The 14053-nt window shown below is 61.1% G+C and carries 8 protein-coding genes and 1 tRNA gene; 3 read left to right on the forward strand and 6 right to left on the reverse strand.

Going from position 1 to position 14053, the window contains the following annotated elements; translation table 11 throughout:
• Positions 1-78 precede the first annotated feature (78 nt).
• The 3 genes from CLV65_RS02270 to CLV65_RS02280 all read right to left on the reverse strand — a co-directional run bounded on the left by CLV65_RS02270 (position 79) and on the right by CLV65_RS02280 (position 4500).
• The gene (locus CLV65_RS02270) at positions 79-2241 is read right to left on the reverse strand and encodes an AMP-binding protein (protein WP_094691750.1); all 2163 of its coding nucleotides are present in this window, start codon (positions 2239-2241) and stop codon (positions 79-81) included.
• A 55-nt stretch (positions 2242-2296) separates the two neighbouring features.
• Positions 2297-3010, reverse strand: a complete 714-nt coding sequence (locus CLV65_RS02275; protein WP_094691751.1) for a hypothetical protein — start codon at positions 3008-3010, stop codon at positions 2297-2299.
• A gap of 368 nt (positions 3011-3378) precedes the next feature.
• Positions 3379-4500, reverse strand: coding sequence for a GuaB3 family IMP dehydrogenase-related protein (locus CLV65_RS02280; protein ID WP_094691752.1), 1122 nt, complete (start codon positions 4498-4500; stop codon positions 3379-3381).
• A 164-nt stretch (positions 4501-4664) separates the two neighbouring features.
• Here CLV65_RS02280 and CLV65_RS02285 point away from each other — a divergent pair, with 164 nt between their 5' ends.
• Positions 4665-5894, forward strand: coding sequence for an NADP-dependent isocitrate dehydrogenase (locus tag CLV65_RS02285; protein ID WP_094691753.1), 1230 nt, complete (start codon positions 4665-4667; stop codon positions 5892-5894).
• Positions 5895-6101: 207 nt separating this feature from the next.
• Positions 6102-7958 carry a type 1 periplasmic-binding domain-containing protein gene (locus tag CLV65_RS02290; RefSeq protein WP_144441907.1) on the forward strand — a complete coding sequence of 619 codons (1857 nt, stop codon included), beginning with the start codon at positions 6102-6104 and terminating at the stop codon, positions 7956-7958.
• 96 nt (positions 7959-8054) lie between these two features.
• Here CLV65_RS02290 and CLV65_RS02295 read toward each other — a convergent pair whose 3' ends face one another.
• Both CLV65_RS02295 and CLV65_RS02300 read right to left on the reverse strand, forming a co-directional pair.
• Positions 8055-9866, reverse strand: a complete 1812-nt coding sequence (locus tag CLV65_RS02295) for an AMP-dependent synthetase/ligase (protein ID WP_094691755.1) — start codon at positions 9864-9866, stop codon at positions 8055-8057.
• A gap of 419 nt (positions 9867-10285) precedes the next feature.
• Positions 10286-10963: a M23 family metallopeptidase gene (locus CLV65_RS02300; protein ID WP_157847195.1), complete on the reverse strand. Its 678-nt coding sequence runs from the start codon at positions 10961-10963 to the stop codon at positions 10286-10288.
• A gap of 881 nt (positions 10964-11844) precedes the next feature.
• On the opposite strand from CLV65_RS02300, the gene CLV65_RS02305 reads away from it, so the two are divergent.
• Positions 11845-11917, forward strand: a tRNA-Asn gene (locus tag CLV65_RS02305).
• A gap of 462 nt (positions 11918-12379) precedes the next feature.
• Here CLV65_RS02305 and CLV65_RS02310 read toward each other — a convergent pair.
• Entirely contained in the window at positions 12380-13714 is a 1335-nt protein-coding gene (locus CLV65_RS02310) for a hypothetical protein (protein WP_094691757.1), read from the reverse strand.
• Between the last annotated feature and the right edge of the window lie 339 nt (positions 13715-14053).

Genomic DNA, 14053 nt, shown 5'->3' on the forward strand with positions numbered 1-14053 from the left:
TGTCTGGTTCGCTTATGCGCGAATCTCGATTGCCGCCGCACGGGGCTTGGCTTATGCAGCTAGGGACGATTCTAGATTCTAATGGGCGTCGTCCTTGTCTGCGGTGGCATCCGTATGGCCTGCGGGGTTGCCGCCGTCGGCGCTGTCGGTGCCGTCGGTTGCGTCTGAAGCCTGAGGCGCGGCGCTGGATTCCTCGGAACCGGCCGATTCGTTCTTGGCGTCGGAGTCCTGCAGGCGTTCCTTCACCTGGTCCACATGGTCCCTGACCTGGTCGGCGGTCTGCCCCAGGCGCTCCTTGGCCTGGTCAAGGTACGGGGCGATCGCCTCGATCGTCTCGCCGGTCTTCTCTTGCGCCAGCTGTCCCGCCTTGTCGGTGGCGGCGAGGACCTTCGCCGAGAACGGTGCAGGAATCGTGCTGGGCTTGGGAGCGTAGATGACGGTGTCGATGAGCGTGGCGTACACGCGCAGCACGGCGGGGCGCACAACCTTGAGGCTTGGCGTGAGGGTGCCGTCGTCCTGCGAGAAATCGGTGCTGAGGATTTCGAACTTGCGCACGGATTCGGCGCGGGACACGCTCGCGTTCGCTTGGTCGACATACTGCTGGACGAAGGCGCGCACCGCGGGGCTGGACGCCGCCTGCGCCACGCTCATCGCCTCAAGGCCGTTGGATTGCAACCAGGTGTTGAGCATTCCCTCGTCGAGCGTCACGATCGCGGAGACGAACGGGCGTCCGTCGCCGAGCACCACGGCCTGGGAAACGATGGGGCACTTCTGGATGGTCTCTTCCAGCGGCTCGGGCGACACGTTCTTGCCACCGGCGGTGATGATGATGTTCTTTTTGCGACCGGTGATCGTGATGTATCCGTCGTCGTCGATCGTCGCAAGGTCTCCGGTGCGCAGCCAGCCATCATCGAAGGCCTCGGCGCTGCGCTCGGGATCGTCCTTGTAGCCGAGGAACGTCATGCCGCCCTTGACCTCAAGCTCGTCGTCGTCAGCGAGTCGTGCGCTGATGCCGGGGCCGGGGCAGCCAACGGTGCCAATCTTGTTGAGGGCCTGCGTGTTGACGATGCAGGGCGCGGACGTCTCGGTCATGCCATAGCCCTGGATGAACGTGATGTCATCCAAGCCATTGAAGAAGTGCGCGAGGTCCTCATTGATCGGGGCACCGCCGCATGCCAGCCAATGAAGGTTGGGGCCGAGGGCGGAGCGCAGTGACCCGCCGACGGCGTTCTGGTAGAAGCGATGCGACATCATCTGCCACGGCGTGTGGATGCGCCCTGCCTGCTCGTCGCGGTCCCAGCGGACAAAATGCTTGGTGGCTTTGGCGAACACGCGTCCCTTGAAACCCGCGCCTGCCTTCTGCGACGCCGCGTTGTACACTTTCTCGAACACTCGCGGCACGCCCAACAGCAAAGTGGGCTTGAACTCACGCAGGTCGGCGAGCAGGTGATGTGCGTCGCTGACATAGCCGACCACGCCATTGCCGCCCATCATCGTGTATTGGATGTAGCGGGCGAAGCAATGGGCAAGCGGCAGGAACAGCAGCAGTCGCGTGGGCTCGGTGCCACGAGCGCCGCACATGATGGGCAGCACGTCGTAGCTGTCCTTGACGACGGTGAGGAAGTTGCGGCTGGAGAGCATGACGCCCTTGGGCTTGCCGGTGGATCCGGACGTGTAGACGATGGTGGCGACGTCATCGGCGTTCACCGCGCTGATGGCTTCGTCCAGCGCGGCGTCATCGATGGAGTCGCCGAAGTCCTTGACCGCTTCGATTCCACCTGCGAGGAAGTTGAACACATACCCCAGCCGCGTCTGGTCTTCCTTGCGCACGGATTCCAGCGTATGGGCCCGTTCATCGCCCATGCAGAACGCCACGGCAGGGTCCACGGCACGTGTGAGGGCCATTGCCTGGGCTGGGGAATCGGTTTCGTAGATGGGCACGCTGACCGCGCCGATCGCATTGCAGGCGTAATCCACGAGACCCCATTCGTAGCAGGTGGGCGAGTAGACGACGATGCTGTCGCCCTTGCGCACGCCCAGCCCCAGGAGGCCTTTTGCGATGGCGCGCACGGATTCGTCCATCTCACGGGCGGTGACGTACTGCCATTGTCCGTGTGGTCCGCTCTTGAAAGCGGAGACGTTTTCGTCGGGGGCCTGAGCCGCCCGGTTGACAAGCAAAGAATAAATCGTGTCGGCATCCGTCGTGGTGGAGACGGAGGGAATGGAGATTTCACGCAACATACGCACAAGTTTATTCATTTAGCCCGTTCGTGTTTTGTAGGTTTCGCCAATTGCTTCAGCCGATGTCGCACAGATCGCAGATCCAGCGTCCGCCGCGGCGCACCCATCTCATGCTCGCCCAGCAGTTCGTCTCCCCCACCATGAGGGAGACGACCATGTCCGCACGGTCCGAGCCGAATGTCATGGCACGCACGCGAAGCGGCATCACCGGGGATTTGGAACCGACGATGGATTTGAGGCGGATGGCGGCGGGGACGCCAAGCCATGGCTTGTCGGCGTTGGGGTCGTTGTGCGACAGTTCCCCGAAGAGCAACAGCCGCGACACGCTCACCGATGTCATGAAGCGATACAGTCCCGCCGGAGACAATCGTCCGCGCACCACATCGATGGAAATGCACGCTATCGAGGCGCCGGCCACGCACACCCTCATTCCCTCGTCCATGGTCATGGCGGATTCATCGATGCGCACGAGTCGCACCACAACGGGAGCGTCATACACGCCGATCTTCACCTTCGCATCCCAATACTCGCCTGCATCCCAATGCCCGCTCTGAGCCCAACACTCACTTCGCGCAGCCTCTGGGTCCGCCGGATCCGCCAGGTCCGTCACGTCATACCGCCGCAGCATGCCTGCCATGCCACCCGACAGGTCACAGATCGGTGGCATCACGACGTCCCGCCATCGGCTGTCGCACACCGGTTCCTGCGTGCTCAGTGCCTCGCTCTGCGTCGTTTCGACGGCATCGTTGGTGTCTACAGGATGCTCCATCGCCCATCCCCTTTTACTTGCCTTTTGCTAACCGCTGCACGCCGCCCCTATGCGACGCGCTTTGACAATCCGTCGCGCCGTCCATGACGGGCGCGCCGGATGAAGGCAATTATGGTCCTGGACGCAACCTGACGCACCCGCAACACGGGATTGTTCCACGATGAGCACCGACACGCGGCTGCATGCACCCATATCTTGCACACCGTGGTGTTTTTCGCACACGGTGGTGTTATATGCACATCTGTCGCGACCGTGTGCACGAACGCCCACATGCGCCGGCATCTTATGCAAAAGGCCTGCAGCGATAGCTGCAGGCCTTGATGCGCATGTCACCGGCGCCCCGCACGGAGTGCCGGCTTGGACAAGCGTCAGTTATGCGATGCGGCGACGACAACCTGCGCACGCTGGAAGTCGTGGAGCTTCACATAGCCGGTGGATGCCATGGCGCGGCGGAGGGCGCCAATGAAGTTCGTGGAGCCATCGGCCTGGTGGCTGGGTCCCAGCAGGATCTGCTCAAGCGAACCGACAGTGCCGACTTCGGCGCGACGGCCACGCGGCAGCGTGGGATGCACGGCCTCATGGCCCCAGTGCATGCCCAGGCCAGGGGCTTCAGCGGCGCGCGCGAGCGGCGTGCCGAGCATCACGGCATCGGCGCCGAGGGCGAACGCCTTGACGAAGTTGCCGGAGAACCCCATGCCACCGTCGGCGATGACCTGCACGTAGCGGCCGTCCGACTCCTCCATGTAATCCTTGCGGGCAGCCGCGATGTCTGCGATCGCCGTCGCAAGCGGCACATGGATTCCCGTGATCGTGCGGGAGGTGGAGACAGCGCCGCCGCCGCTTCCCACGAGGATTCCCGCGGCACCGGTGCGCATCAAGTGCTTGGCGGCACGGTAGTTGGCGGCACCGCCCACGATCACCGGCACATCAAGGTCATAGATGAACTGCTTGAGGTTCAGCGGCTCGTGCGTCTGGGACACATGCTCGGCGGAGACGGCCGTGCCACGGATGACGAACAGGTCCACGCCCGCGTCAAGCACGGTCTGGTACAGGTCCTGCGTGCGTTGGGGCGACAATGCGCCCGCAACGGTGACGCCCGCATCGCGAATCTCGTGAAGGCGCTCGGTGATGAGCTGCGGCTTGATGGGCTCGGCATACACGCGCTGCAGCAACGCCGTGGACTCTTCCTGAGGGCACTGGGCGATTTCGCGCAGAATCGGCTCCGGGTCGTCATAGCGGGTCCACAGGCCTTCGAGATCGAGGACGCCCAAACCGCCGAGCTTGCCCATCTCAATGACGGTGCTCGGGCTCATGACGGAATCCATGGGTGCGCCGATGACCGGGATGTCGAACTCATAGGCATCCACCTGCCAGGACGTGTCCACATCCTCGGGGTCACGGGTACGTCGGGTGGGGACTATGGCGACGTCGTCGAGCGAATAGCACATGCGGCCGGTCTTGCCCTGGCCAATCTCGATATCCTGAATCATGATTCCAAACCTACCCCGCCGCGCTGACCGAAACGGCGGCAGAGGCCGCATTGCGGAACGACGGGGCCGCGCACACGCCGCGATGGACGCAATGACGCATCCGTAACGGGAATCGACCATAATAGGGATGTCATACGAATCTGCACATCCCCAAGGAGAAATGCATGTCGAAGATTGCAGTCAAGGGCACCGTCGTCGAACTTGACGGCGATGAGATGACCCGCGTGATCTGGAAACAGATCAAGGACCGGCTCATCCTCCCCTATCTGGACATCAACCTGGATTACTACGATCTGGGCATCCTCAACCGCGACGCCACCGACGACCAGGTGACGGTCGACGCGGCGAAGGCGATCCAGCGCGAACACGTGGGCGTCAAGTGCGCCACGATCACGCCTGACGAGGCACGAGTCAAGGAATTCGGACTCAAGCGCATGTACCGCTCCCCCAACGGAACCATCAGGAACATCCTCGGCGGCACGATCTTCCGCGAGCCGATCGTGATCTCCAACATCCCGCGCCTTGTGCCCGGCTGGACCAAGCCGATCGTCGTGGCCCGCCACGCATTCGGCGACCAGTACAAGGCGACGGACTTCCGCGTGCCCGGCGCCGGACGCCTCACCGTCACCTTCACCCCGGAGGACGGTTCCGAACCGATCGAGCACGTGGTGTACGACTACCCCGGTTCCGGCGTGGCGCAAGTGCAATACAACCTCGACGATTCCATCACCGGTTTCGCCCGCGCATGCTTCAACTACGGCCTGATGCGCCACTACCCGGTGTACCTGAGCACGAAGAACACGATCCTCAAGGCCTATGACGGCCGGTTCAAGGACATCTTCGCCAAGGTGTTCGAAGAAGAATACAAAGACAAGTACGAAGCCGAAGGCCTCACCTACGAGCACAGACTCATCGACGACATGGTCGCATCCTCGCTCAAGTGGCACGGCGGCTACATCTGGGCCTGCAAGAACTACGACGGCGACGTGCAGTCCGATTCCGTCGCACAGGGCTTCGGCTCCCTCGGCCTGATGACGAGCGTGCTCATGACCCCCGACGGCAAGACCGTCGAGGCCGAGGCTGCGCACGGCACGGTGACGCGCCACTACCGCCGTTGGCAGAAGGGCGAGAAGACGTCCACCAACCCCATCGCCTCCATCTACGCGTGGACCGGCGGCCTCAAGCAGCGCGCCAAGCTTGATGAGACGCCTGAGGTCGCGAACTTCGCCAAGACCCTCGAAAATGTCATCATCAAGACCGTCGAAGGCGGGCAAATGACCAAGGACCTCGCCATGCTCGTGGGCCCGCAGCAGGCATGGCTCGACACCGACGGCTTCATGGATGCGCTCGCTGAGAACCTCGACAAGGAGCTCACCGCACAAGCGCAAGCGTGACGCATCGCGTTCCGCACCATCCGCCTAGGCAGTCTTGAGCGCTGATGGTTCCGCCCGCCGCCCCGGATTCTTCTTCACGAATCCGCGGGGCGGCGGGTTTTTGTATACTGAGGTCGATTACGCGCCTTGCGCCGACCAAGCATCTGTCTTCAGCAAACGCCTAAGGACAGCAAACCTCTAAGGACAATGGTGAAGTTCCCTCGTTCCATGACACAGTTTTCGCATATGCTGCCCCGGCTCTTCCGTTGCGCCATCGCAGCGTTCACGGTTGTCGCGGTGGCAGCGTGCTCCGCACCGGCGTCCACAACGTCGCCGTCCGCCAGCTCCAGCAGCGCGCAGGCCAACGCATCGTCGGGGCACGTGGCGGTGTTCTTCCCCTCGGACGGATTCACCTTGAGCCAGTCGACCCCTCAGAACACATGGAAACAGCTGGCGGCAGATACGAAGTCGCAGCTTGAATCCGCCGGATTCGATGATTCCGACATCACCGTGCACAGCGCTGGCAGCACCAGCGACCAGGCAACTCAGGTGCTCGACTTTCTGACGGATTTGGGAATCGAGGAATACGGTGCCGGTGCGACGGAATCATCGGAATCACCGACTCCATCGGATTCCTCCACATCTTCGGATGCATCCTCCAGCCCGTCCGACACGTCAAGCACAGCGACAGCCAAAGCATCGACCATCATCATCGCACTAGCAACAGGTCAAACCGCAGATTCCAAGCTTTACAGCGATTATGTAATATCTGATAACACCACATCCGACGGCAATTCGGCAGGCGCATCTTCGGCCACCGACCCGTCGGACTCCGGCTCTTCAGCCGATTCGTCCTCGTCCGGTTCCTCTTCAGCCGGTTTCTCTTCAGCCGCGACAGATGAGTCGCAGAGCTCCGCTGGCTCCACCGCATCTGAGACCTCCAAGGCACCAGCGGCGTCCGGGACATCCTCCTCATCCTCTTCGACCGACAGCGCGGATGCAAACGCCGTCTATTCCCTGGCGCACATGCTGGGCGCCGCGCAGGAGGCAGGCGTCACGGTCATCAACCTTGGCTCCCCCATCGAGGGATTCACCGCCAACGTGCAGGGCGAGCTGTCGTCCCCATGGTTGATCGGCAGGCTTCAGGCGCTCGGAATCGTCAACAAGCTTCACCTGGCGAGCACCGTGGAGAACCAGCCGCAGGCGGTGGAAGTGCTCATCCCCTACAACGATGAATCCTTCGCGCAGCAGGCGTTCGAAGGCGTGTGGGAGATCCTCGGTCCTTTCTTCCGGTCCGGCAGGGTCTATAGCCCTTCGGGAAAGCTCGGGGCGAATTCCACTGCGGATTCGTGGAAGTCGGTGGCGTATGCCGCGACGTCGGACGACGACACGCAGAAAGAATTGGAATCCCGACTTGACGCATCGGGCAGAGCCGTGTCGCACATGGAGATCGATGCTGTGCTCTGTCTCAACGATTCCGCCGCGAGCGGCGCAATCGCCGCCCTCAAGTCAATGGGATACACCGGCACAAGCGCGACCATCAACCCGGATGTATCCATCTCGGGGCTCGTCGACAACCTTCGAGGCGGCAAGGACATCACCAAACAACAGGTGCCGGCGCCTTCACACACACCGAGCGAGACAAGCACGGATTCCTCCGCGGCAACGGACAGCGCACAACTGGCCGAAGAGCAAAACACGTTGCGCGACACGCGCGACAGCACGTCGTGGCCACTTATCACCGGATACGGGACCTACAAGTCCCAGCTCGGGTCCATCGTCAGCGGAGAACAATGGTTCACCGGCTTGGAGGATCGGCAGGGGTATGCCCAGGACCTGGCGCGCATAGCCAGCGGAATCGAACAGGGAACGTCATTGCACGACCTCACATCCCAAGTCAATTCCCTGAGTGAAGACGACAGCAGCGCGTCGAACGCCTCGTCGGATTCAAGCTCAGCCAACGCATCCTCGGCGCCTGCGCAGACCTTCGTCCTTCAGCGCACGCTCCTCGCCATCACCGCCGACAACATCAAGAGCTCCCTCATCGACCGGGGCTATGTGTCTGCGGCTGATGCTGGTTTGTGACTGCTGCAGGCGGAGCAACACAACACCGCATGAACAAAAAGGCCGGTTGCGCGGGGGACGCCCTGCGCAACCGGCCTTGTGCGTGATGCAGTCGCGTCACTTCTTCTTCGGCGCGTAGATCACCTGATCGATGAAGTCCTTGTAGTGCTTCGTGATGACCGCGCGACGGGTCTTGAGGCTGGGGGTGAGCATGCCGTTGTCGACATTCCACTCATCCGGAACGATCTCGAACTTGCGGATTGACTCGGCGCGAGACACATTCTCGTTCGCCTCATTGATGACCCTGTCAACCTCGGAATACACCAGCGGGCTCTTCGCGGCCTCCTCCAGGCTTTCACACGGACGTCCACCTTGGCTGACGAGCCACGTATTGACGCCTTCGAGGTCGAGCGTAACGATTGCCGCGATGAACGGCTTGCGGTCTCCCACCATCAGGCAGTGGTCGATGAGCGGACTTGTGACGATCTGGGATTCGAGCTTCTCCGGAGACACGTTCTTGCCGCCGGCGGTGATGATGAGGTCCTTCTTACGGCCGGTCAGGCGCACGAAGCCTTCGTCGTCGATGTCGCCAAGGTCCCCTGTGTGCAGCCAACCGTCTTGGATTTGCTCGTGGGTGAGTTCCGGATGGTTATGGTAACCACGGCAGACGGAGGGGCTTTTGATGCACACTTCGCCATCATCGGCAATGGCGAAGCTCATGCCGCAGAACGGGCGTCCGATGGTACCGATGCGGAAGGCATTGAAGGTATTGACCGCGCATGGTGCACACGTTTCGGTCATGCCATAGCCTTCGAGCAGGGGCAGGCCGATGCCGTTGAAGAAGTGGGCGAGCTTGCGCGAAATCGGAGCGCCGCCGGAGATCGCGCAACGTGCGCCGCCGAAGACCTCGAGCAGCTGGGAGTACACGAGCTTGGAATACAACGCATGCTTGGCACGAAGCGCCGGGGAAGGCTTGCGGCCTTCCTGCTGGGTGACGCTCCACTGGTATGCGACGACCGCTGCCTTGGCGAACACACGGCCCTTGAAACCGGATCCGGCGCGCTGGGTGGCGGCGTTGTAGACTTTCTCGAACACTCGCGGCACGGAAAGGATATAGGTGGGGCGGAATTCCTGGAAGTCCTTGATGATGGTCTTGAAATTGGATGTCAGTGCGACAACATTGTTGCCGCCGATGCACAGGAACTGCATGTACCGGGCGAAGACATGCGCCAGCGGCAGGAACAGCACGAGCCTGTTGCCCGGTTCGTAAGTGATTTCGGGCAGGGTCTGGAATCCGGATTGCACGCAATAGACGAAGTTGGCATGTGTGAGTTCCACACCTTTGGGGGTGCCGGTGGAGCCGGATGTGTAGACGATGGTGGCAAGCATGTCGCCGTGCGTAGCGGTCTCGCGTTCCAGGAACTCTTCATCGCCCACGCCTTTGCCTAATTCGACCATGGCATCGATGGCGCCCAGCTGCATCACATACACGCCCTTGAGTGTGGGGCATTCGTCCTTGACGGATTCCACCTTGTCGCGCTGCTCATCGTCTTCGGCGAACACATACGAGATTGTGGAATCGTTGCAAATCGACCGGATTTGCAACGCAGAATCGGTTTCGTAAATCGGCACTGTTACGCAGCCGATCGACATGATGGCGAAATCCATCGCCGTCCACTGCCAGGACGTGTGAGCAAGAATGCCCACGCTGTCGCCGGGCATGAGGCCTTTGGCGATGAGTCCCTTGGCGATGGCGACGACGAGGTCACGGAATTGGGTGGCGGTGAATCCGGTCCATTCGCCGTCTGAGCCACGGTATGCGACGATTGTCTGTTCCGGTGTGCGCTGTGCTCGGTCCGCCAGAAGATCGAACACATTCTTGTCTGCGTCGATGGATTCCTTCAATGGCGTGGTGTATTCCTTGAGCATCATGGTCCTCTCTCGTTGCCCAGCACCGCCCAGGACCACGAAGGCCGTTCATCCAGCGGCAGAAAGTACCGCATGCCGCTGTGACAGCGGCTTCAAACCGGGCGGGCATGGAAATCCCACAATAAAACTAGCTGCACCTTATCGCGCAGCAACCCCGCCGTTCCATGAGGCGCGCCACAAATTTCAGGAGTCGGTTTTGTCACAACCTACAAACCGTTGCAACAGGGACGAATTCAATGAAGGCATCCCGGTTCTCACGCCTCTTGCTCATGCCCGGCATGCATTCGTCCCCGCGCACACCGTCCCGCACATCCCGTCCAGCGCATCCCGTCCAGCGCACGCCATGCCCCTCACGCAATGCCCCGCCCAAGGCCCCGGCACCATGCCATGTGCCGACACGCAACCCTAATGTACGACGCTCAGCCAGTGTCACCATCCGGCTTGAGACCAATGAAGCGCATCCCAACGTAGGAGACGGGATTGCGATAATCATTTCGCGCGGCTCTCACACCCCAGTGCAGGCACGAGTCCCCGCAATGGTCTGACTCCCCTTCCACAGTCCCCACGACATCGCCACGCTGCACACGGGTCCCCACGCTCAACCGCGTGCGGGCCGGCTCGAAGGTGCTGATCAACCCAGAATCGAGCGTCAAAGAAACGACGTCCTTGCCAGCCACCCGACCCGCGAACCGCACCGTCGCATCCTGTGGTGCAACGAACTCAATCCCGGATGTCACCGGAAGATCGACGCCGCGATGCCCCGGAAGCCATGGCTGCGCCGGCGCATCGAACCGACGAGTCACTTGCGAAGGCGACCGCACCGTGGATACCGGCCAGATCATGCGCGACGTGCACGGCGCGCCTTGCTCCGGCAAACTCTCAGGATCGGCAACCAGCTGACTGTGTGCAAGCGTGGCGCTCGCAGTAATGCCACCACGGGGTCGAACGGACCGGACGCCCGTCGCGCCGCAATCCCAGCTGTGTACCACGCCAATCGCAGCATTCCGCCCATCAGACGGCTGCAAGCACAGGCCACCGTAGAGTGCCGCGACCAAGCAGATAACGATTCCCACCGCAGCAATCAAGCGTGGGAGCACATCATGCTTGGCCGACGGCTCTCCGCACCGCTGAGAGTCATCGCTCGACAAGCGAAAGCGACGAGGAGGATTCACGAAGGGTTGTGCGGATGGCATGGCATGAGAGCCCAAGGACTCATGAACGTGCCTATCATCCACGCGATCCGCATGAGCTGAATCGGAGCGCATGCCAGAGCATCGGCGGCGCTCTGGACCTGTGAAGTCGCCCACAGGCGTTGGGGGATTGCGATGTCGTGTCATGGAAGCCATGCTGGCATATCCAAGGCCATGATCGGCTGGTTTTTGACCAATGTGGACCGTCTTTGAACACATCCAGCACTTTGTACAACAGTTATCCACAATTTCAGCTGACTCTCAGACTCGGGCACCGCGCACTGCCGAACTTCCAACACGCACCACATACTGTCGTTTCGCAACATCGCATACCCACACCGTCTGCAATACCCAGCAAGCCGCCCCCTGCGCAAACCCATCGCTGCGCGTCCGCGCCATCTGGCACCCCATGCCCTCTGCCCCCGACGCCCATAGCAACCCCACTCATCGCACGTCATGGCATTCACATGCCACGGCGTTCGCTCATGAGATGATGGCATCTCACGCCACCCGCGCCATCCCGCGGCAAATAGCCACAAACGCTCGCGACTCATAGCGCCGCGCCGTTTCCCCCAACGCCGCTGCATCGCCTTGCTTCATGCCCGCGGCATCGCATGCCGCCGACTGGTCGCAATGAGATTCCACAGCAAGACAGCTCACATTCGATGCACCCCGCTTTGATGAAAACCGCCCCCCCTTTTTTCAACGCGACACGCCGAAGTTGCAATCAGCCGTTCACAGGATATTATTTACTTCTTGTGAGCGGTTGAAAGACAGCTCATGGACATTCCCGCATAGCTCAGTTGGCAGAGCGTCTGACTGTTAATCAGAATGTCGCTGGTTCAAGCCCAGCTGCGGGAGCTCATTCAAACCTGACAACCACATGGTTGTCAGGTTTTCTTTTTACTAACCACTTTTGTCAGTTGCTCTTCGTCAGCTCCCTGTCAGCCCCTCCCCTCTTAGTCCCCTCAGCCCCTTTAGCTCCTCTCACCTTTCACTCTTTCATTCCCTCATCCCTTCATCCCCTTGAGGGTTGCTTTTGTCAATCTTTTTCAAGTGCTTTCCATCACCCCTGCTCCCTTACAGCACAGCCATCACCCCATCACAGTCTTCATCAACTCCCCTTGTCCCTTTGCACCTTTTCATCAGCCGCCATCCGCCAACCATCCGTCGCACCTACTCCTGCATCTGTTCCTACCCGCTTTCCCCAAGGCCTGCACTTACACACCCGTCCCGCCCAAGCTCCGGCCACCAATCAGCTTCGACCATTGTCAGGGTGGGGGCATTGAGCCTTGGGAATGGGAGCAGAATCGTCCCATTGCGTCAGTTCTCGAACGCATACTCGGTGGTTATCTGCGGGGAATGTTCCACGTTGAACGTCTTGCCGACCAGCCCGCACGCAAAGCAGGTCTCGCCTGTCCACTGGGCAGTGCGCAAGTGCAGGTCAGCGCCATCGTACGAATCGTCATCATCGCCTGCACCCTGCGTCTCCGATGCAACGCCGGAAGCGTCCGGGGACGTGATGGAAAGCGTGCCCGCGGCGCGGAAGCGTGCGTCGGTGCACGAAAACTTCGTCAGTCCCCATGTACCGCTGCCGCAAGGATGCACTTCCGGAGCGGACAGCGGCCCCTCCCCGCGCAGTTCATAGCGTAACTTCACACCGTCAGGGGTGTCGAAGCTGTAGGCGACCGCGCAGGGGGAGGCCGTGCCGGTCTCCGGATCGTCGTACCAACCATCGGTCTCGGCGGTGCATGCGGAGTCGAGCGTATTGGAATACAGAAGATTGCCGCGCTTGTTCATCACAAAAATCATGGGGAAACGAATGAAACCGCTGCGCGACGATGACGTGGCGTCGAGAAGCATCACCATCCGTTCGCCGAAGTCCTGGCTTACGACAAGCCAGTCGTTGATTGCACGGGATGGTGTCACAGTGCCCCACGCATGCGAATGCCGAGCGGTGCCGGCGATGGCATGCGTCTCGCCTCCGATGATGACCGTTCCCTCCACGCGCGCCAACGGCATCGGACACACCCACCCGAGCATGCGCTTGCCGTCATAGCCCATATCAAGAATGCCCGTCGCAGGCCTCACCGGACGCGTCAACGCAGTGAAATCCAGATTCAGCGAAATCGTAGTGGATTCCGCTGCTATTTTCGATGTTTCTGCTGATTCTGCTGATTCTGCTGATCTTGTGGATTCCGCCTCTGCTTCCTCTGCTTCCGCAAATTCAGCCGCTGCTTCCGCTGCTTGTGTTGGTGCAGACGCCCCTTGCACTTCCAACGCATTCGCCACAAGGTGTATGCCACGCAATGTGCCGCTCAACTCACAATCATCGCAGTGGATGTCAAGCTCCTGCTCATCCCACGTGCAGTCAGCAGCCGCGAAACTACGCGACGCCTGCACAAGCGTGCCGTCGCCACGCACCAACGACAGCCTGATGGCCGGGGTATCCTTGGCGAAATGGATTGAAGCGCCGTCCTTCGTCGCCACGCGCAGGGACAGCACCGCCCCGTCATCAAGCGTGGCATCGAAATCCCATGCTTCCCAGCAATCCTTCGCGCAAGGGCTGCGTCGCGAATTCTCCCAATCCTCCACGCGCTTGGGATTGATGCCCCTGGACTGATAATCCTCCATGTCCGTCATCAGACGTGCGTACATCCCGGTTCCTTTCTGCCTGGCGGGCGGCAAGCGGACGGGCGGCGCGCGCCCGCATGATGCTCACGCAACATCCCGCATGTTTCGCCGTACTACCTCTAGTGCATGAACCGCACAATCCGATATGCAAAGCCTGAGAAAGAACTGGGAACCCGCCTTGCTACTGATTGTCAGCCTTTGGTCTTTCAGTGCCGCCGACCTGCCCCTTCAGCGGCACCGATTCAAGCACCACGATTCTCATCGCCGCTGGGCGCCAACCTGCATGCCTCGCCGCAGCCCCGCTGATGGTACAAATTGGAGCACCCTCGGCGATGGTTGCCCTTCTCCAAGAGAAGCCACCAG

It is taken from the genome of Pseudoscardovia suis, from assembly GCF_002797875.1.
Lineage (GTDB): Bacteria > Actinomycetota > Actinomycetes > Actinomycetales > Bifidobacteriaceae > Pseudoscardovia > Pseudoscardovia suis.